Source organism: Rhodopseudomonas sp. (genome assembly GCF_036404135.1).
Lineage (GTDB): Bacteria > Pseudomonadota > Alphaproteobacteria > Rhizobiales > Xanthobacteraceae > Rhodopseudomonas_A.
This window is the reverse complement of record NZ_DASWPE010000170.1, coordinates 1-20221: the sequence shown is the minus strand read 5'-3', so window position 1 is coordinate 20221 and position 20221 is coordinate 1. Positions and strand designations below refer to the sequence as shown.

Annotated in this window: 19 protein-coding genes and 1 riboswitch; of the genes, 12 read left to right on the top strand and 7 right to left on the bottom strand. The window is 66.3% G+C overall.

Annotation, left to right across the window (positions count from 1 at the left end; all coding sequences use genetic code 11):
- The 3 genes from VGC77_RS19900 to VGC77_RS19890 form a co-directional block, all read right to left on the bottom strand.
- On the bottom strand, positions 1-795 hold a 795-nt coding region (locus VGC77_RS19900; RefSeq protein WP_331173298.1), incomplete at its 3' end, for an ABC transporter ATP-binding protein.
- Positions 792-1610, bottom strand: a complete 819-nt coding sequence (locus VGC77_RS19895; protein WP_331173297.1) for an ABC transporter permease — start codon at positions 1608-1610, stop codon at positions 792-794. The genes VGC77_RS19895 and VGC77_RS19900, both read right to left, overlap by 4 nt.
- Positions 1611-1643: 33 nt before the next feature.
- The gene (locus VGC77_RS19890; RefSeq protein WP_331173296.1) at positions 1644-2717 is read right to left on the bottom strand and encodes a putative urea ABC transporter substrate-binding protein; all 1074 of its coding nucleotides are present in this window, start codon (positions 2715-2717) and stop codon (positions 1644-1646) included.
- A gap of 75 nt (positions 2718-2792) precedes the next feature.
- A riboswitch (guanidine-I (ykkC/yxkD leader) is annotated at positions 2793-2905 on the bottom strand.
- A gap of 265 nt (positions 2906-3170) precedes the next feature.
- Here VGC77_RS19890 and VGC77_RS19885 point away from each other — a divergent pair.
- From VGC77_RS19885 to VGC77_RS19860, 6 genes are all read left to right on the top strand, one after another.
- The gene (locus VGC77_RS19885; RefSeq protein WP_331173295.1) at positions 3171-3602 is read left to right on the top strand and encodes a hypothetical protein; all 432 of its coding nucleotides are present in this window, start codon (positions 3171-3173) and stop codon (positions 3600-3602) included.
- 176 nt (positions 3603-3778) lie between these two features.
- Positions 3779-4039 (top strand): hypothetical protein, encoded by a 261-nt coding sequence (locus tag VGC77_RS19880; RefSeq protein ID WP_331173294.1) that lies wholly within the window; start codon positions 3779-3781, stop codon positions 4037-4039.
- Positions 4040-4472: 433 nt separating this feature from the next.
- Positions 4473-5114 carry a PepSY-associated TM helix domain-containing protein gene (locus tag VGC77_RS19875; RefSeq protein ID WP_331173293.1) on the top strand — a complete coding sequence of 214 codons (642 nt, stop codon included), beginning with the start codon at positions 4473-4475 and terminating at the stop codon, positions 5112-5114.
- A gap of 9 nt (positions 5115-5123) precedes the next feature.
- The gene (locus VGC77_RS19870) at positions 5124-5636 is read left to right on the top strand and encodes a DUF2271 domain-containing protein (RefSeq protein WP_331173292.1); all 513 of its coding nucleotides are present in this window, start codon (positions 5124-5126) and stop codon (positions 5634-5636) included.
- 29 nt (positions 5637-5665) lie between these two features.
- Positions 5666-6475, top strand: coding sequence for a DUF4198 domain-containing protein (locus tag VGC77_RS19865; RefSeq protein WP_331173291.1), 810 nt, complete (start codon positions 5666-5668; stop codon positions 6473-6475).
- 4 nt (positions 6476-6479) lie between these two features.
- Positions 6480-7490: an FAD:protein FMN transferase gene (locus VGC77_RS19860; protein WP_331173290.1), complete on the top strand. Its 1011-nt coding sequence runs from the start codon at positions 6480-6482 to the stop codon at positions 7488-7490.
- A gap of 3 nt (positions 7491-7493) precedes the next feature.
- Here the strand turns inward: VGC77_RS19860 and VGC77_RS19855 are convergent, their stop codons facing one another.
- Both VGC77_RS19855 and VGC77_RS19850 read right to left on the bottom strand, forming a co-directional pair.
- On the bottom strand, positions 7494-8180 hold the full coding sequence (locus VGC77_RS19855; protein WP_331173289.1) for a Fe2+-dependent dioxygenase: 687 nt from the start codon (positions 8178-8180) through the stop codon (positions 7494-7496).
- 194 nt (positions 8181-8374) lie between these two features.
- Complete coding sequence (locus tag VGC77_RS19850) at positions 8375-10825, bottom strand: TonB-dependent siderophore receptor (RefSeq protein ID WP_331173288.1); 2451 nt, start codon at positions 10823-10825, stop codon at positions 8375-8377.
- Positions 10826-11401: 576 nt separating this feature from the next.
- On the opposite strand from VGC77_RS19850, the gene exbB reads away from it, so the two are divergent.
- From exbB to VGC77_RS19820, 6 genes are all read left to right on the top strand, one after another.
- Complete coding sequence (exbB, locus tag VGC77_RS19845) at positions 11402-12298, top strand: tonB-system energizer ExbB (RefSeq protein WP_331173287.1); 897 nt, start codon at positions 11402-11404, stop codon at positions 12296-12298.
- Positions 12299-12313: 15 nt separating this feature from the next.
- Positions 12314-12739 carry a TonB system transport protein ExbD gene (gene exbD, locus VGC77_RS19840; RefSeq protein ID WP_331173286.1) on the top strand — a complete coding sequence of 142 codons (426 nt, stop codon included), beginning with the start codon at positions 12314-12316 and terminating at the stop codon, positions 12737-12739.
- Positions 12736-13530 (top strand): energy transducer TonB, encoded by a 795-nt coding sequence (locus VGC77_RS19835; RefSeq protein ID WP_331173285.1) that lies wholly within the window; start codon positions 12736-12738, stop codon positions 13528-13530. Before exbD ends, VGC77_RS19835 begins: the two co-directional genes overlap by 4 nt.
- Positions 13530-15893: a preprotein translocase subunit SecA gene (locus VGC77_RS19830; RefSeq protein WP_331173284.1), complete on the top strand. Its 2364-nt coding sequence runs from the start codon at positions 13530-13532 to the stop codon at positions 15891-15893. The genes VGC77_RS19835 and VGC77_RS19830 overlap by 1 nt, the downstream gene beginning before the upstream one ends.
- A gap of 105 nt (positions 15894-15998) precedes the next feature.
- The gene (locus VGC77_RS19825) at positions 15999-16793 is read left to right on the top strand and encodes a hypothetical protein (protein WP_331173283.1); all 795 of its coding nucleotides are present in this window, start codon (positions 15999-16001) and stop codon (positions 16791-16793) included.
- A 199-nt stretch (positions 16794-16992) separates the two neighbouring features.
- Entirely contained in the window at positions 16993-17385 is a 393-nt protein-coding gene (locus VGC77_RS19820; RefSeq protein ID WP_331173282.1) for a hypothetical protein, read from the top strand.
- A gap of 531 nt (positions 17386-17916) precedes the next feature.
- On the opposite strand, the gene VGC77_RS19815 is transcribed toward VGC77_RS19820, so the two are convergent.
- Together VGC77_RS19815 and VGC77_RS19810 are read right to left on the bottom strand one after the other, a co-directional pair.
- Positions 17917-18606: a response regulator transcription factor gene (locus tag VGC77_RS19815; protein ID WP_331173281.1), complete on the bottom strand. Its 690-nt coding sequence runs from the start codon at positions 18604-18606 to the stop codon at positions 17917-17919.
- The coding region (locus tag VGC77_RS19810) for a DUF4118 domain-containing protein (RefSeq protein ID WP_331173280.1) at positions 18603-20221 on the bottom strand (1619 nt) is incomplete at its 5' end. The genes VGC77_RS19815 and VGC77_RS19810, both read right to left, overlap by 4 nt.

The following is a 20221-nucleotide window of genomic DNA, read 5'->3' as shown; positions in this document are numbered from 1 at the left end:
ATCCTCTGTGTTGGTTATTACCAATTCTGTCAATCGTAATACTTCGCCCTCGGGTTCGAGCGCGTCCGCGGCTGCTTTCCGCGTCAGGTGCAGGTCGTAGACGGCGGTCGCGCCGAAGCGGTGCGGTGCGTGCGGATCGATGCGGCGCTTGTCGAAGGCCAGCACGCGCGTGCCAAGGCCAAAGGCTTCGGTGATGTCGTGCGTGACCATCAGCACGGTGAGCGCATGTTGACGCCACAGCCCAAGAATCAGGCGGTGCATGTCCTGCCGGATGCCGGGATCGAGCGCGCCGAACGGCTCGTCGAGCAGCAAAATCTTCGGCCCGCGCATGATCGCCTGCGCCAGCGCCAGGCGCTGCTGCATGCCGCCCGAGAGCGCCGCCGGATATTTGTCCTCGTGGCCCTTGAGGCCAACTTCGGCGAGCAGCGCCATCGCCTCGTCGGAGGCGGCGCGCTTCGCCGCGCCGAACAGCCGGCCCAGCCATTTCGAATGCTGCAATTCGCGGCCGAGCAGCACGTTCTGCAGCACGGTGAGATGCGGAAACACCGAATAGCGCTGGAACACCACGCCGCGATCGGCATTCGGCTCGGGCGACAGCGGCACCCCGTCGATCAGGATGTGGCCGCGGGTCGGGCGTTCCTCGCCGAGCAGCATGCGCAGAAAGGTTGTCTTGCCGCAGCCGGAGGGGCCGACCAGCGCCAGGAAGGCGCGCGGTGCCACCTCGAGCGTGATGCGCTCCAGCACGATATGCGCGTCGTATTCCTTCCAGACGTCGTCGAAGCGGATCGCGCTCATTCCGCCCTCACCGACGCGAACCAGGGGAACGCCTTGCGCTGGATCAGCCGCAGCGCATAGTCCATCAGGAAGGCCAACAGCGTGATCCAGATCACGTAGGGAATGATGATGTCCATCGCGAGATAGCGCCGCACCAGGAAGATCCGATAGCCGAGCCCGGAGTCGGAAGCGATCGCCTCGGCGGCGATCAGGAACAGCCAGGCCGGGCCGAGCTGCAATCGCAAGGAATCGATCAGCCGCGGCAGGATCTGCGGCAGCACCACGCGCAGCGCGATCTGCCAGCTCGAGGCGCCGAGCGTCTGCGCCTTGATCAATTGTTCGCGCGGCAATTCCAGCACCCGCATCGACAGATCGCGGATCATCGCCGGCAGCGTGCCGATCACGATCAGCGCGATCTTGGAATTCTCGCCGAGCCCCATCACGATGAACAGGATCGGCAACAGCGCCAACGGCGGCACCATCGAGGTCACCGAGACAAACGAGCCCAGCATCGCATTGGCCGCCGGCAACAGCCCGATCACGATGCCGAACACGAGCGCCGCCGAAACCGAGATCGCCAGCGCCGACAAGAGCCGGCCGAGGCTCGCCAAGGTATCGGCGAGCATCAGATAGCTGCCGGTGCGGGCGTCGAGCTGGAACGCCATCTGCTTGACCGCCTGCGCCATCGTCGACAGCGCAGGCAGCAATTTGTCGTTGGGATTGTCCGCCAGCCGCGCCTCGGAGCCCAGCACATAGCCGATCGCCACCAGCACGAACGGCAGCGCGGCCATGTAGATGGCCAGTTGCCGGCTCGGTCTGAGGTTGATCAGGCGCATCGCCGTGCTCCTTAGTCTCAGCCGCGGCGACGCTTAGAGCTTGCCCTTGGCGGCGAGGTCCATGTAACTGGCGTCGAAGCGCAGCTTCACATTGGCCTTGTCGCCGAGCACGGTCTTGTCGCCGAGCTCGATGCCGACGGCGTCGGCCGACTTCGCGCCCTTGCCGAGCAATTCCTTCTCGAACAGGAATTTGCGCACCCGGTCCATGGTCTTGCCGACCGTGGCGCTCTTGGTGAAAGCTTCGGCGTCGGTCGGCTTGTCGAACAATTTGGTCGAGGCGAGCTGGCTGTCAAAGCCGGCAAGATCAGTGCCCGACGCCTTCGCCATCGCTTCCTTCGCCGCCTTGCCGTCGGCGCCGGCCGCCTGCATCTTGGCGATGGTCTCGTACCAGATCCCGACCAGCGCCTTGGCGAAGTCCGGATTGTCCTTCACCACTTGGGTGTTGGCGACCATCAGGTCCATGATCTCGCCGGGGATCTGCGAGGAATCGAACACCTTCTTGGCGTCGGGCGCGGTGAGGATTTCGGCGACGATCGGATTCCAGGTCACCACCGCGGTGACCTCGGGGGTCTTGTAGGCAGCGGCGAGGTCGGCGTCGGAGGTGTTGACGACCTTGATGTCTTTTTCGGCGAGCTTCTTGCTCTCCAGCGCCCGCGCCAAGAGATAGTGCGACACCGAGAACTCGACCAGATTGACCTTCTGGCCCTTGATCGCAGCGAGGTCGGACTTGCCCTTCAGGATCACCGCGTCGTTGCCGTTGGAGAAGTCGCCCATCACCAGCGCGGTGGTGTCGACGCCGCCGGCGGCGGGGATCGACAGCGCGTCCATATTGGTGATGGTCACCGCGTCATAGGAGCCGGCGGTGTATTGGTTGATCGATTCGACGTAATCGTTGAACTGCTTGACCTCGATGGTGATGCCGTATTTGTCGGCCCATTTCTTGACGATGCCGGTGTCGGCGGCATAGCCCCACGGCATCCAGCCGACATAGATCGACCAGGCGACCTTGAAATCCTTCTTCGGCGCGGCGTCGGCCGAGCTCACGGCGACGGCGATCATCGCGGAAGCCAGCGCCATGTTACGGAGAATGGAGGTGAGTTTGTTCATTGCGATCCCTCTTGTAAAAAATACAAAAAGGGAATGGCGATAGACCATCGCTTCGCCAATCCCTTGGCCAACGAGGTCTCCCGGGCTTTTGTCCCGCCGTGTCCTGCGAGGATGTCTCCCCCGCAAGCGGCCGCTCTCGGACCAGCACCCTGCATCTCGGCACGGCCGGAACCCTAGCAACCAACTCCAGCTGCATAATGCAGGAGCCGTGCCAGGGTGGCAACCGTTGAAATGAAACTGCTTTCCGGGCGAGGCCGGGCGGCCCCGCCGATCCGCGAGGCCGCCCCGGCACGCATCTGCTCAACATTTGCGCAGGCGCGGGTGCCGTATTAACAGACGGATGCCGTTGTTGTGGCGCGGCGCGGCAAGGGGACCTACAACGGCTCGACCCGGCTGACCCGATGACGATCCGCGCCGGCCGGCGGAATGGATCGCTGAAGCAAACGGACCACCATGGCCAAGACCAATGCCAGTATCGCCAAGAAGGCGCGCGCCAAAGCCGAGGCGGATTTTGCCACCTGGCTGATGATGGCCAAGCTTGGCAGCTTCGAAGATCTGCCGGCCAACGCCCAGGAATTCCTCTCGCGCTATCGCGCGCGGTTCGGCGAGATGAGCGAAGCCAAATCCAAGACCGTCGCGGTCAGCGAAATCTACCTGACCTATTACAAGGAGATGGGCGGCACCGGCAGCGCGCCCGAGCCGGAGCCGCGCCCGGTGCTGAAATCGGCCAGCGACGACAACGTCGTCAAGTTTCAGAAACCGCGCAAACCCGAGAAGCCCGCCAAAGCCGCGGGCGCCCGCCCGGGGAAGCGGCCGATCCCGGCGCTATTGATTTTCGCCGGCATGGTGGCGCTGATCGCCGCCTACAAATTCCTGGTCGGATAGCTCGCGCGGATCGCGTCGCGCGCCGCGATTGTTGCGAAGACTTCGCAGCGTCACGGCTGCGACGTCGCGCCTCATGATCCCGGTCGGCGCGGTTGCGTGGATCGCTTGCACTGCCAAACCCGTGCATCTAATTTGCCGCGCAACTGTTTCCGCAACGATCCCGCGAGAGCTTTGCAATGACCGACCAGAAGCTGGAATTCGTCGACGGCCAACTCAAGGCGCTGTTCAACATCATCGTGCTGCTCATCAACAGCCACCCCGATCCGGCCGCGCTGAAGACCGACGTGGTCGAGGACGAGGTCGACGAGGCCACCCTGGTCGATGGCCAGCTTCCCGCCGAGGCCTTCCTCGACGGCATGAACGACGTCAATCAGAAATTGCTGACAGCGATCGACGCCGCGATCGCGCGCCACAGCGCCACGGCGGCCGTGAAGTAACAGCGCGGGCTCGCGCCAGCCGTTCAGCGTTGCATGCAACCACGGACTTCACCTCTCCCGCTTGCGGCGCGCATCGCATCCCACGATTCAAATCGCCCGGTATCGCGGTTGCGCACTGCCTTCCCGCGCGTCGTCCCTGCGCACGCAGGGACCCATACGGCGCGGAGTTGCTATTTGAGTGAGGGGTGAGGCTTTCTTCACCTCAGACGGCAGGGGTGATGGGTCCCTGCGTGCGCAGGGACGACCCGCGGAGACGCCGCGCCACCGCCCCGCTTTCGCCTGGCGAAGTTTAGAGCGAACCTAAATTGCAGCTGTAGCAAAACCCCGGGCGATGCGGTTACAACACCGCAGCGGCCGCTGATTACCGCTCGGATGTTTCCATCTGTGACAAGTGCCATGTGCGGAAGCTTTGTTGGACCTCACGGATCGGTTGATGAGCGACGGGCGACGGATTGCGGATCACAAGAAGCGTCGCGCGTTTTTCCTCAGGCATCTCTATCAATGGCACTGGATCAGCTCGGGGCTGTGCCTGATCGGCATGCTGCTGTTCGCCGCAACCGGCATCACGCTGAATCACGCCGGCCAGATCGAAGCCGCGCCGAGCGTGGTCATGCATGACGGGCAACTGCCGCCACCCTTGCAGGACGCCTTGAAGTCCCAACCGGCCGCGGCGAAGGCGCCGTTGCCCGCCGAGATCGACGCCTGGTTGCGGCGTGAGATGGGCGTCAGCGTCACTGCACGCGACACCGAATGGTCGGCGAAAGACGTCTATGTGGCGCTGCCGCGGCCCGGCGGCGACGCCTGGCTCAGCATCGAACGCGACAGCGGCGCGGTGTCCTACGAAGTCACCGATCGCGGCTGGATCGCCTATCTCAACGATCTGCACAAGGGCCGCCACACCGGCCGTTCGTGGAGCTGGTTCCTCGACCTGTTCGCCGCCGCAGCGATGATCTTCTGCCTGACCGGGCTATTGCTGCTGCAACTGCACGCCGGCAAACGCCCGGCGACCTGGCCGGTGGTCGGGCTCGGCTTGGTGATTCCGCTGCTCGTCGCCGTCCTGTTCATTCACCGCTGAGGTTCTTTGATGCGCTTTCTGATCACCGCCGCGCTCACCGCCCTCGCCGCCGGCCCCGCCGCCGCCGGCGAAGCCAGTATCAGCATCGAGATCCCGCGGCTTGCCGTCAGCGAGTATCACAAACCTTACGTGGCGTTCTGGGTCGAGACTGCCGACGGCAGCAAGGCGACCACGCTGGCAGTGTGGTACGACGCCAAGCAGCGCGACAACGAGGGCAACAAGTATCTGAAGGACATCCGGCAATGGTGGCGCCGCGTTGGCCGCGAACTGACGCTGCCGGCCGATGGATTGAGCAGCCCGACCCGTGGCCCCGGCACCCACCAGATCGTGTTTGACGCAAGCGCCAAGCCGCTCGGCGAGTTGCCGCCCGGCAGCTATCAGCTCGTGGTCGAAGCCGCGCGCGAAGTCGGCGGCCGCGAATTGCTGCGGGTGCCGTTCCAATGGCCGCCGCAAGCGCCGCTCTCCGCCGACGTCAAAGGCAGCGACGAAATTACCGCGGTGACGCTGAAGCTGACGCCGTGATCGCTTCGAGACGAGAAAGGATTTTCGCGATGACCAAGTTTATCAAACTGGCGCTGCTCGCTTCCGCGATGACCCTGTTGTCGGCGGGCGCGCAGGCGCATCGCACCTGGCTGTTGCCGTCGGCCACCGTGCTGTCCGGCAAGGATGCCTGGGTGACGGTGGACGCCGCGGTCTCTAACGACCTGTTCTATTTTGAGCACCATCCGCTGTCGCTCGACAATCTCGCGGTACTGGCGCCGGACGGCAACAGCGTCACCCCCGAGAACATCGCCAAGGGCAAATTTCGCTCCAGCTTCGACCTCAAGCTGGAGCAGCAAGGCACCTACAAGATCAGCGTGCTGAACCAGGGCGTGTTCGCCAACTACAAGCTGGGGGGCGAGACCAAGCGCTGGCGCGGCAAGCCGGAGCAGATCGAGAGCGAAATTCCCGCCGCCGCCACCGACCTGAAGATCTCCGAGATGCAGGGCCGCATCGAGGCCTTCGTCACCTCGGGCAAGCCGAGCGACGCGACGCTGAAGCCCAGCGGCGTCGGCCTTGAATTAGTTCCGGTGACGCATCCCAACAATCTGGTCGCCGGCGAGAAGGCCACGTTCCGGCTGGTGCTCGACGGCCAGCCCGCCTCAGGCGTTGCGGTGGAGCTGGTGCCGGGCGGCATCCGCTATCGCGACAAGCTCAACGAAATGAAACTCACCACCGACGAAGCCGGCTCGTTCAGCGTCACCTGGCCCGGCCCCGGGATGTACTGGATCAACGCCGCCACGCAGGACGACAAGAGCAAGATCAAGAACGCCACCCGCCGCGCCAGCTACAGCGCGACGCTGGAGGTGCTGCCGCAATAGTCGCGTGACACCTGTCGCGCCGCGGGTGGCGATTCCGCTGACGCTGTCGGCGCCGCGCAGCCTGCCTGCGGACGGCCGGCTGCTGCGGCTTGGCGGCGCCACCATGGGCACCAGCTGGTCGGTGCGATGCATCGCCGCGCCAACGAACGAACCGCTGCTGCATCGCGCGATCACAGCCGAGCTCGACCGCGTGGTGATGCAGATGAGCCCGTGGCAACCCGGCTCCGACATCGACCGCTTCAACCGCGGGGCGATCGGCCCGTGGCAGACGCTGCCGAAAGAGTTCGCCGCGGTGATGGCCTGCGCGCTGCGCATCGCCGATGAGACCGGCGGCGCTTACGATCCGTGCATGGGCGCGTCGGTCGATCTGTGGGGCTTTGGCCCCGGCGGGCGAGGCGCGGCGCCGCCGTCGCGCGAAGCGATCGAGCGGGCGAAGCAGGCCAGCGGGGCGCGGCATCTTGACTTCGACGCGACGCAACGCCGGGCGCGGCGCAACGCGCCGCTGCGGCTCGACCTCTGCGGCATCGCCAAGGGCTTTGCCGTCGATCAGGTGATACGTGCGCTACGCCGCCGCGGCGTCGACCATACGCTGGTCGAGATCGGCGGCGAATTGGCCGGCTGCGGCGTCAAGCCGGACCGCATGCCGTGGTGGGTGGCGATCAACCGCCCCGTGGGCGAGCAACTCAGCACCGCGCCGCTCTTGGTGGCGCTGCACGGCATGGCGATCGCCACCTCGGGCTGCGAGCGCGGCTACGCGCAGCACGGCCGTCATTTCTCGCACAGCATCGATCCGCGCAGCGGCGCGCCGATCGACAACGCCATGGTCAGCGCCAGCGTGCTGCACGCCTCGTGCATGGAGGCCGACGCCTACGCCACCGCGCTGATGGTGCTGGGGCCCCAGGCTGGGCCAGCTTTCGCCGCGCAACGCCGTCTCGCCGCGGCGCTGCTGTTCAGATCGCCCGACGGCGCACTGGTGGAAAACATCTCGCCGACGCTGCAGGCGATGCTGGACTAAGCCTCACACCTCGGCCCATTGCCGCAGAAGGTTGTGATACAGCGAGGTCAGCGACACCACCGAGGGGTGATCGGGGTGATCGGCGTTCAGCCGGATGATCGACATGTCGAGATCGAACATCATCGCGCGGCGGGTGACGTCGCCGATCATGCTCTGGGTCCAGAAGAACGACGCGATCCGCGAGCCGCGCGTCACCTTGGTGACGTGGTGCAGGCTGGTGCCGGGATAGACCACCATGTCGCCTGCCGGCAGTTTCACCGCGTGGCTGCCATAGGTGTCCTCGACCACCAATTCGCCGCCGTCATAGTCGTCGGGCGAGGATAGGAACAGCGTCGATGACACGTCGGTACGCACGCGGATGGACGTGCCGGGAATGGTGCGGATCGCGTTGTCGACATGCGAGCCGAAATTCATCTCGCCCTCGGCGTCGTAGCGGTTGAACAAGGGCGGAAAGATCGTCTTCGGCAGCACCGCCGACATGAACAACGGATGCCGCGACAGCGCCCGCAGCACCAGATCGCCGAGTTCGCGCGCCGCGTCGGTGTGCTCCGGCAATTGCAGATTGCGTTTGACCTGCGCCGACTGGTGGCCGGCGGTAACGCGACCGTCGACCCAACAGGCTTGCGCCATCACCTCGCGGCAATGCCGCACCTCGTCCTGCGAGAGCACTTCGGGAATATGAACCAGCACGCGATAGTCTCTCCTTGAATCGGCAACGACGCCCGGCACCACAAACCACAGCCCGCCCCAACCCCAGCGTCATGGTGAGGAGCGCGCCCGCTTGGGGCGCGCGTCTTGAACCATGGGCCCCACATCCGTCATCCTTCGAGACGCCCGGCTTCGTTGCGCTTTGCCGGGCTCCTCAGGATGACGGATCAGAAGTGTTAGAACGACGCCCGCGCCGACACCGAGACGTAGCGCCCGGCGCCCGGCACCGCGTAGCCCGCACCCGCCGCCGTGTCGTAGTAATATTTGTCGGTCAGGTTGTAGACGTTGAGCTGCAACGTCAAATTGCGATCGACCTTGTAGGCGGCCATCGCGTCGAACCGCCAGTAATCCGGGATCCGCGCGTCATTGGCGACGCTGGAAAACCGCGAGTCGACGTAGAACGCGCCGCCGCCGATGGTCCATTGCGAGTCAAGATCGTAGGTGGTGAACACCGAGAACGAGTTCTTCGGCGTCATCGCCAGTTCGTGACCGATATTGGCGGTGGTCAGCGAGTCCAGCAGCGTCGATTTCAGATAGGCGTAGCCGCCGGACACGCTCCAGGCGTCGGTCAATTTGCCGCTGGCGCCGATCTCGAAGCCCTCGACCTGCGAGTTGCCGATCGCGACGTAATTCGGCGCCGCCGTGGTGCCCTGGTTCTCGTAATCGTTGTTCTTCTTGATGCGGAACAGCGCGGCGTTGACGTTGAGCTTGTTGTTCAACAGATCGGCCTTGGCGCCGATTTCGTCGACCTCGGATTCCACCGGATCGAGCGTCTGCTGGCCGCTGGCGATGGTGGTGAATTCCGCCGGGGGATTGGCCGAGGTGCCGCGCATGTAGTACAGGCTGGAATTCGCCGTCGGATGCAGCACGATACCGGCCCGATAGCTGACGAAGCTGTTGTCGGACGACAGATCGGTCGGCGCCGAGATCGCCGAGCCGTTGAGCAGCGTTCCGCTGCTGACCACGGCGCCGCTGCCGCGGTTGTAGGTGTAGGCTTGGTTGCTGGCCTGGAAATTGTCGAAGCGCACGCCGCCCAACAGTTCCAGCCATTCCGTCACCTTCATCTGATCCTGCAGATAGACGCCGACGGTGTCGGATTTGGAGACCGTCGCCGTGGTCCGCGGATCGAGCACGCCGGTCACGTAAGGGTCCGGCGCCGCCACGTTGATGCGGTAGGAATCACCGAACACGGTGCGATACTGTTCGCGATTTTCATGACTGACCTCGACCCCGCCCAGAACGTTGTGCTCGAGCAGGCCGGTGGCGAATTTGGCGTTGAGGTCGCTGACGTTGCTGATCAGCTCGTTGTTGGTCTGGTTCTGGAAGTGGTTGGTGTTGGCGATCCAGATATTGTTCAGCGCGGTGGCGGTGGTCAGCGGCGAACCCGTGGTGGCGAGCCGGGTGCCGCCGACCGGCGAGTCCCACAGGTTCGAGGTCCCGGTGCCAAGCCCGGAGAGCTGCACCGGGCGGGTGCGATTGAAGCGCTCGACGTTGGAATAGCCGGTGGTGTTTGTGAATTTCAGGCCCGGCACGAAGTCGTGCTCGAGCTTGTTGGTCAGGATATGCGCCTCGGTGCGCTCGACGTCGTCCTGGCCGGGCGTCAGCACACCGAAATAGGTGTTGCGCGACACCGGCGCCGGCTGCCGATAGCTGGTGCCGAAATACGAGCCCGGCAACATCGGAATGCCGCGGTCGGCGATGTTGTCGTCGTTCTGATAGACGTAGCTCAACGTGTCCTTGGTGTTGTCGGTGATCTGCCAGGCCACCGAGGGCGCGAAGCCGTAGCGCTTGGTGTGCACGTTGTCGCGATCGGCGACGTCGGTGTCGTAGCCGAGCATCGAAAGCCGCGCGGTGACGTCGCCATAGGTCTTGTTGAAGTCGGTCATCACCCGGCCGCCGGCGGCGCTGTTGCCGGTCGCCTCGACGACGTAGAAGTCGCGATTCTGCGGGGTCTTCGACACGATATTGATGACGCCGCCGGTGGAGCCGCGGCCGAACAGGAATGACGACGGCCCCTTATAAACCTCGACGCGATCGAAGCTGAAGGCGTCGCGGGTGTACCAGCCGGGGTCGCGGATGCCGTCGCGATAGAAATCGTTGCGCGCGGTGTAGCCGCGGATGGTGACGTTGTCGCCCTGCACGCCGCCTTCGCCGGCGGTGAAGGTGATGCCAGGCACGTTGCGCAGCGCGTCCTGCACCGAGGTGGTGCGCTGGTCCTGCATCAACTGCTGCGAGACCACGTTGACGGTCTGCGGCGTCGAGAGCAGCGGCGCCGGAAACCGCGAGATCCCGGCCTGCGCCGGGGTGTGATAGCCGGCCACGCCGGCGCCGTCGCCGACCACCGGATGCACCACCGCATCGTTCGGCGCGGTAGCCACCGCCGGCGCGGTGCGCGCCGGCGCGCGGCGCGTCGCCTGTCGCTTGGCCTGCTGTCGCTTCGGCGCGGTGACGCGCACCTGCGGAAGATCATCGCCGCTCGACACCGGCTGGGCATCGGCGGAGTCCGGCATCAGCATCACCGATGCGATGCCGATCGTGGTCTTGCTCCAGGCCAGCTTGGAAGGGCCGCGTGACAGCACGCCGCTGAATGGTCTGACACCCGCCTGCCCGAGCGATACGATGCTCATCAGCCTGAACTCCCCCACGTTATGATGATCTGCCCCGGGCCTGCTAACCACGCGAGTTAGGCTGCGCCCGATTTTGTCTTAGCTTTGCGACTACGTCGCTGCAACGGATCAAAACGGTCAAACGCGCGGGTTTATAGATGTTCTAGTGTTGCTGCGTTCGCCTTGCGTATTCGCTACTAAGCGGGCGAAGCACAGAGCGTCATCATTCAGCGCAGCGTCGCACGCAAGCGAAGCGATCCGGGGGCAACTCGGTTGTTCCTCGATTGCTTGATCGCAACAGCTCCTCGCAGTGACAGACTCATAAGCCCGATCGCGTTGACTGTATGATGAGGAGTGCATGATGCGAGCGAGGCGGCTGCGCGGCACGCCTCAAGGCGATGTCTGAAGTACGCCGCGGTCGCGCCGATCAAAGCTAGAAAGATTCCAAATCGGCATTTTAGCGATTCTAAAATCACACGCGGCTTGTTTCTTTCAATCGCGAAGCGGTAGCGATAGACCACCTGAGGCGGGGCTGACGCCTTCAGCGCGGTGAATGGCGCGGTCGTCGGTCAGCACAACAACAAAAGAAATCATCGGATGATACTGGGTTCTCTTCGCGGATGCGCGGCACGATCGAGCGATCGCGCCGGTTGGTCCCTGGTGGCGCTGCTGTTGGCGGCGACGCTCAGTCTCCCACCGAGCCTTGCGATGGCGCAGGCGCCGAACCCGCCGCAGGCCGTCTCCGACTCCGCATCGATGCCGCCGGCCACCGAACTGGCGCAGGCCTCGGATCTCGCGGTGCTGCCGCACGAATTGACGCCGATCGGCATGTTCATGGCCGCGGATTCGATCGTCAAAATGGTGATGATCGGCCTGGCGCTGGCCTCGGTGCTGACCTGGTCGGTGTGGCTGACCAAGACCATCGAGCTCGCCACCGCGCGCCGCCGCTTAGGCCGCGATCTGTCCATCGTCGAGGCCTCGCAGACGCTGCGCGAAGCCTGCGCCAAGCTGCAGGACGCCGACAGCGACATCGCGGTGCTGGCGCGCGCCGCGGCCGGCGAGTTGCAACGCTCGCAGGACACCGCCAATCATGACGGCATCAAGGAACGCGTCGGCTCGCTGTTCAGCCGCGTCGAGGCGGGCGCGGCGCGGCGGATGACCCGCGGCACCGGCATTCTGGCGACGATCGGCTCGATCGGCCCGTTCGTCGGGCTGTTCGGCACCGTCTGGGGCATCATGAACGCCTTCATCGGCATTTCGAAATCGCAGACCACGAATCTCGCCGTGGTGGCGCCGGGCATCGCCGAGGCGCTGCTCGCCACCGCGCTCGGCCTGGTCGCCGCGATCCCGGCGGTGGTGATCTACAACCTGTTCGCGCGCTCGATCATGGGTTACCGCGGCCTCTTGAATGACGGCTCGGCGGAGTTGATGCGCATGGTGAGCCGCGATCTCGACCGCGTCTCCTATATGCCGCGCCGCCACGCCGCCGAATAGACCGGAGAGAAGTGCGTGGCCGGACAACTCCAGACCGCATCCGCCGACGACGAGATGCAGCAGCTTAGCGAAATCAACGTCACGCCGTTTATCGACGTCATCTTGGTGCTGCTGATCATCTTCATGATCGCGGCGCCGCTCGCCACCGTCGACGTCGCGGTCGATCTGCCGGCCTCGACGATGAAGCGGCAGCCGCGGCCGGAGAAGCCGATCTTCGTCACCATGAAGGCGGATCACTCCTTGGCGGTCGGCGAAAACCCGTTGTCGCGCGACAGCATCGCCGCCTCGCTCGATCGGCTGACATCGTCGGATCGCAGCAAGCGATTGTTCGTGCGCGCCGACAAGACCGTCCCTTATGGCGACGTGATGACGCTGATGAACGATCTGCGCAGCGCCGGTTATCTCAAGATCGCGCTGGTCGGGCTGGAAAGCGCGCCATGAGCGTGGCCTCCTATCGCGGCGTCAGCCGCAAGGATTTTGCGCGCTGGGGCATCTGCTTCGTGGTAACGCTGAGCCTGCACGGCGCGGTTGCCGCTGCATTGCTGGCGAAGCCGCCGGCGGAAGGCGACACCCAGGATTCCGTCACCGCGATCGACGTCGACTTCACCACCGAATCCTTCAAGGACTCGCAAGCGCGCGACGTCGCGCCCGGCGAGGAGCAGATGCAGACCGACGCGGCACCGCCGCCGATGGAGAAGGCCGAGCTGAAGCCCGAGGACAAGGCCGAGCCGGTCAAGGACCCGCAGCCGACCCCCGACCAGCCAATGGCGACGCCGCCTTTACCTGCGGTGGCCGAGCCGGATGTCGCGCTCAACACCGCGGCGCCGCCGGAGAAGAAAGAAGAAGCGAAGAAGGACGACGCGGAAAAGACCCCGAACGCTACGCCGCCGGTGGTCGCGGCCTCCGCCACCACCGCGCCGACCGCGTCGGCGGCGCGCACCGCGATGCTGGTGAGCTGGAAGCGGCAATTGGCGCTGCATCTGCAACGCAACAAGCGCTATCCACCGGATGCCCAGGCGCGGCGCGAAAGCGGCGTCGCCAAGGTGGCGTTCGTGGTCGATCGCCAGGGCCATGTGATGTCGAGTTCGATCGTCAAGGGCAGCGGCTCCGACGCGCTCGACCGCGAGACGCTGGCGCTGTTGCAGCGCGCGCAGCCGTTGCCGGTGCCGCCCGCCGACGTCGGCGGCACGCAATTCGCCTTCTCAGTGCCGATCCTGTTCCAGTTGAAATGATGCTGCGACGGCTCGGCGCCGCGTTCGGCTCGCGCGCCGCGCGCCGGCTGGCGCGCTACCACACCTTGGCCGAGCGGATCATCGCGCTCGCCCCGCAGCACGCGCCGCTGTCGGATGCAGCCTTGCGCGAGCGCGCGCAACAGCTCCGCGCCCGCGCGGCTGCCGGTGCGTCGCTCGACGAGTTCACCATCCCGATGTTCGCGCTGGTGCGCGAGGCGGCGCGGCGCACGCTGGCGCAGACTCATGTGCCGGCGCAACTGATCGGCGCGCTGGCGCTGCGCGACGGAGCCATCGCCGAAATGCAGACCGGCGAGGGCAAGACGCTCGCCGCCACCCTGGTTTGCGCGCTGCAGGCGCTGCCGGGTCGCGGCGTCCATGTCGCGGTGCCGAACGATTATCTCGCCGCCCGCGACGCGCAATGGATGCGTCCCGTTTACGAAGCGCTCGGCTTCAGCGTCGGGCTGATCACCCAGCACAGCGACGACGACGCGCGCCGCGCCGCTTACGCCTGCGACATCAGCTACGGCATGGCCAGCGAGTTCGGGCTGGACTATCTGCGCGACAATCTGAAATTTTCCGCGGCCGAGACGGTGCAGCGCGGCCATGCCTTTGCGCTGGTCGACGAGGCCGACGCGGTATTGATCGACGACGCCGGCGTGCCACTGTCGCTGTACGGGCCGCTCGGCGATCAATCCGACTATTATCGGCTGATCGACCGCATCGTCGCCGCGTTGCAGCCGGCGCATGTGGAGCTCGACGAGCGCCGCCGCGTCGCGCTGACCGATCTTGGCTACGACGCGGTGGAGCGCGCCTTGCGCCAGGCCGGGCTGTTGCAGGCCGCGGCCACGCTGCACGAGATCGAAGCGATTTCGCTGCTGCATCACGTGGTGCAGGCGCTGCGCGCCCATGTGCTGCTGAAGCGCGACCGCGACTACATCGTGCAGGACCATGAGGTGGTGATCGTCGATCAGGGCAGCGGCCGGATGCTGCCGGGGCGGCGCTATGACGAGGGGCTGCACCAGGCGCTGGAGGCCAAGGAAGGCCGCCCGATCGGCGAAGAAACCCGCAACCTGGCGTCGATGACGTTCCAGACCTTCTTCCGCCGCTACGACCGGCTTTGCGGCATGACCGGCACCGCCGGCAGCGACGCCGAGGAATATCGCGCGATCTACGGCCTGGAGGTGATCGCGATCCCGACCGACCGGCCGATGATCCGGCGCGACGAGACGATGCTGCATCGGACCGGGGCCGACAAGCTGCGCGCCATTCTGGCTGCGGTGGACGCCGCCCACGCCCGCGGCCAGCCGGTGCTGGTCGGCACCCCGTCGATCGAGCACTGCGAGGCGATGGCGGCGTATTTCACAAGCAACGGCTGGAGCCAGGGCGACGCCGTCTCAGCAAAGTCCTTCACCGTGCTGACCGCGCGCCACCACGCCGACGAGGCCCGCATCATCGCCAGCGCCGGCCGGCCCGGCGCGGTGACGATCGCCACCGCGATGGCCGGGCGCGGCACCGACATCCGGCTCGGCGGCGTGCCGCAGGATGACGCGCTGCGCGCCCGCGCCCTCGCCGCCGGCGGGCTGTTGGTGATCGGCACTGAACATCATTCGCATCGCCGCCGCGACGCGCAATGGCGCGGCCGCGCCGGCCGCCAGGGCGATCCCGGCCGCACCGTATTTCATGCCGCGCTGGACGATGATCTGCTGCGGCTGCCGCACGGCGATCTGCCCAGCGATCCCGCGCTGGCGCAGCGCCGGATTGCGCTCGCCCAGCAGCGCCAGGAGGCGCGCGGCTTCGATCAGCGCCTCGCGCTGTTGCGGTTCGACGAGGTGATCACCACGCAGCGCGAGACGCTGTACGCGCAGCGCCGCGCGATCCGCGACGAGCCGGCGCCGCTGGCGCTGGTCGCGCAGTTTCGCGACGACACCATCGACGACCTGATGGCGCGCTTCGCGCCCGCCTCCGCCAAGTGGGACACGGCCGGCCTCGACGCCGCGGTGCGCGCGATCCTCACTTTGGCGGTGCCGATCGCGCAGCCCTCGAAGGCGCGCGCGGCGCAGGCCGGCGCGTTGCGCGCCACGCTGCAGGCCACCGCGGCGGAGTGGATGCAGCGCAAGATCGACGCGCTCGGCGAAGCCGCGCTCGGCGAGATCCTGCGCCGGGTGATGCTGGCGCTGCTCGACCAATTATGGGCCGAACAATGCGAGCGGCTGGAGCACCTGAAGCGGCGGATCGGCGACCGCCGGCTGCCGCCGCACAAACTGATCGCCGAATTCGGCATCGAGGCGTTCGCGCTGTTCGAATTGCTTGGCCGCGAATTCCGCCATGAGGTCACCGCGCATGCGATGCGGCTCGGGGTCTGATCCATCGGCGGTATCGTTGGCCGGCGGCGCCGGCTTGGCGGCTGCGGGAACCAAACTGTTCCACGCCGCTTATTTTCGAGTTCCCCGAGCATGGCGAGCGTTCCGATGACCAACCTCCCGCATGACAACGACAAGCTGCCCCCCCGCGACGCCGAGCTGCCGCAAGATCCGATCCAAGATCCGATCCAAGACCCGATCCCGGCACCGCCCGCAGCCGAATTGCCGCGGGATCCCGCCGAGCTGCCGCCCGACCCCGCCGAACTGCCGCCGGGCGCCGAATTTTCGCCAGATCCGCTGGCGCCGCCGCAACCGACCCCGGCTCCCGAGATCGCCGCGCCGACGAGCTGGCGATCCTCGGTGCTCGGCTTCGTGCTGCAGGAATGGCAATATCTGCTGATGCTGGTGCTGGTGCTGCTCGGCATCGCCTATACCGGGCTGTCGGACGCGCCGATCCGCGGCTATTGGATGGTGCTGACCCCGGTGGTCGGCGCGATCTGCATCGCCGCCGGCTGGGGCGACGCCACCAGCCGGCACGACCGGGTGCGGCTGATCTGGACTCAGGCGCTGCATTGGGTGGCGGTGCTGCTAGCGATGGAATTGGTCTATGTCTCCGACGTCACCCGGATGATGACCGCGGAGGCCAGCGCGCTGTCGGTGCTTACGGTGCTGGCGCTCGGCACCTTCACCGCCGGCGTCCATCTGAAGGCCTGGAAGATCGGCCTGGTCGGCGTGCTGCTGGGGCTGGCGGTGCCCGGCATCGCCTTTCTGGAGCGCTCGGCGATGTTCGTGCTGCTGATCCTGCTGGTCGCCGCCGCCGTGGTGGCGCCGTTGTGGTGGACGGTGTCGCGGTGGAATCCGTCGCGCCGTGCGCCGCTGACGTCCGACGCAGAGCCGCTGTAGCAGGCCGTTCAGCGCGTCATTGCGAGGAGCTCTTGCGACGAAGCAATCCAGGGCCAAGCACGCAGCCCCTGGATTGCTTCGCTGTTCGGCCGGCGCTGCGCCGCCCTCGGCTCGCAATGACGAGGACCGCGGCGCGGCTTGACCGTCCCGCCGCCGGATGTGCTATGCGAGCCAGTCTGTTTCGATCGAAAGACTGGACATGAAGATCGCCGTCCCCACCAAAGACTGGGCCACCGTCAGCGGCCATGCCGGACAGTCGACCTGCTGGCTGGTGTATGATCTCGCCGATCACCACGCCGGCCAAGCACTGCCGGCGCCCGCCCGCGTCGAATTGACCAAAGAGCAGCTGCCGCATTATTTCAAGGACGACGGCCCGCATCCGCTCGACGGCGTCGAGATCATGCTGGCGGGCAGCGCCGGCGACGGCTTCATCCGCCACATGAAGAAGCGCGGCGCCGACGTGCTGCTGACCGGCGAAACCGATCCGGTGACGGCGATCAACCGCCTGATCGCCGGCGAAGCCTTGCCCGATCAGCGCTTCGACATCACCACCACGCTGTGCCGCCTGCGCGACCTGTTCTCGCGGCATTGAACCTCGCCGCCAAGGCGATGCAAAGAGGTGTCCGGCAACGGCTTTCGGGGATGCTTCGCCACGCCGTTGCGTTCGTCGAGCGCCCCAAGCACGACTTCGATTCTTGCGGGTGAACGCTTCAACGCGTCGTCCCTGCGAACGCAGGGACCCATAGGGCGCGGAGTCGCTGCTCGGCATCGCGGCCGCTGCTACGCGCTCTTACCAAGGCCAGGGGTGATGGGTCCCTGCGTTCGCAGGGACGACGGGGGGAGAGGTCCGCGAGAGCGGCAAGCGAACCCGGAATCTTGCCGCAAGGGCAAGTGTACAACCCGACGTATCAGCGGCTGTTGCCAGATTCCGGGTTCGCTCGGGCTAACGCCCTCGCGCCCCGGAATGACAGCTTGTTATTTTGCCGGCGCACCAACCCACCAATTTCCAGGGGCGCACCGACCCACCAATTTCCAGGACGCACCGATCCACCAATTTCAGTGGCACGATCCACCAAATTGCCGATGCGCCGACCTACCGACAGGTGTCGCGCCACACTACAACCTAATCCGGCGCGCGCAGCCTGTAGCCAATGCCGGTTTCGGTGAACAGGAATTGCGGCCGCTCCGGATCGGGTTCGATCTTCTGCCGCAACTGCCGGACATAGACCCGCAGATATTGCGCGTCGGTGAGTTCGTCCCACAATTCCTTCAACAGGAAGCGATGAGTCAGCACCTTGCCGGCGTGCTGCACCAAGACCCGCAGCAGCTCGTATTCCTTCGGCGATAGCTTCACGTCCTTGTCGCCGACCTTGACGATGCGGCGCACCAGATCGACCGCGAGCGAGCCAGCGTGAAACACTGGGCGTTCGCCCTGCACCTGCAATTGATGGCGCAATGCAGCGCGCAGCCGCGCCAGCAATTCGTCCATGCCGAACGGCTTGGTGAGATAATCGTCGGCGCCGAGATCGAGCGCCTGCACCTTGCCGGCCTCGTCGCCGCGGCTCGACAGCACCACGATCGGCACGTGATCGTTGCGGGCGCGGATGATGCGCAGCAATTCGTGGCCCTGGATGTCCGGCAGGCCGAGGTCGAGAATGATCAGCGCCGGCCCGTGCGCCAATTGCTCCAGCGCGACCTTGCCGTTGCTGGCTTCCAGGATGTCGTAGCCCTGGGTGCCGAGCCCCATCCGCAGCAATTTGCGGATCGGCGGCTCGTCGTCGATCACCAGCACCTTGATCGGAACGCCGGTCATGCCGCGGTGTCCAATGCGGCGCTGGCCGGCGGCACCGGCAACCGGATGCTGAGCACCGCGCCGCTGCGATCGCCGCGGTTGGCCGCGGTCATGCTGCCCTGCATCGCCTCGACGAAGCCGCGCGAGATCGCCAACCCAAGCCCGGTGCCAGCGCGCACCTGATCGGCCTTGCGCACCCGATAGAATTTGTCGAACACCGTCTCCAGATCCTCCGGCGGAATGCCCTCGCCTTCGTCGAGCACCTGCAGCAGCACCGCGTCGCCGTCGCGCGCCGCCCTGACCGTGATCGTCGTGCCATCGGGGGCGTATTTGGCGGCGTTGTCGAGCAGATTGAAGATCGCCTGCTCGAACAGCACGGCGTCGATCTGCAGCATCGGCAGATCGGCGGCAATGGCGAGCGTCACCTTGTGATGCGCGAGAATCGTCGCGGCGCGGCGCAGCGCGCTGCCGACCACCTCGCCGAGATCGTGCAGCGCCGCGTTCGGCACCACCGCGCCGGCCTCCAGCCTGGTCATGTCCAACAGATTGGCGATGAAGCGGTTGAGCCGTTCGGATTCCTCGACGATGCTGCCGAGCAGATCGGCGCGCTCGGCGTCGGACAATTTCGGCGCGAGGTCGCGCAGCGTCGAGGCGGCGCCGAGCACGGCGGCGAGCGGCGTCTTCAGGTCGTGCGAGATCGAAGTCAACAGCGCCTGGCGCAGCCGATCGGATTCCGCCGAGCGCTTGACCCGGTCCATGTCCTCGACCAGCTGCACCCGTTCGATCGCCAGCGCGCCCTGATCGACCAGCGCGTCGAGCAGCCGGCGCTGATCCGGCGTCAGCAGCGGCCCGCTGCGGTCGTCGTCGATGCCGATCACGCCGATCGGGCCGCGGCCAGTGCGCATCGGCAGGAACAGCCGCTTGGCGCCGGGCAGCGTATCGGAGCCGCGCCCGGCCGGCCGATCATTGGCCCACGCCCAGTTCGCCGCGGCGAGGTCGGCGTCGTCGAGCTGGTCCTCCGGCGGATAGCCGGTCTTCACCACGATGCGGCCGTCCTCCGGCAACAGCAGCACCACCCGCACATGCAGCATCAGCGCCGCCTGATAGGCGGTGGCCCACAGCACGTCGTCGAGCGTCGCGGTGCCGGCGAGCTTGCGGCTGAAGGCGTAGAGCGATTCCGTGGTGCGCACCCGGCCGATCGCCGACACCGCCTGGCTGCGCACCCGGCCGGCGAGGTTGGAGACCAACAGCGCGATCAGCATGAAGAAGAAGAACGCGGCGATATTGGTCGGCTCGGCGATGGTGAAGGTGTAGAGCGGCGGCAGGAAGAAGAAGTTGTAGGCGAGCGAGGCCGCGACCACGGCGGCGAGCGAGGGCCAGAGCCCGAAGCGCACCGCGACGGCGACCACCGCGGTGAGCAGGACGAGGTCGGCGTTCTCGACCCAGACGAAGGGCTGCAGCACCAGCCCGGTGCTGAGCGCCGCCGCAACGGCGAGCAGCGCCACGGCATAGGGGAGCGGCGCGACGGAGGGGACGACGGGCGCCGTGCGCACGGTCTTGCGCGGCACCGGCTCGGCCTCGGCCGCCTCGCCGGCGACGACGTGGATGCTGATGGCGCCCGAATGGCGCACGAGGT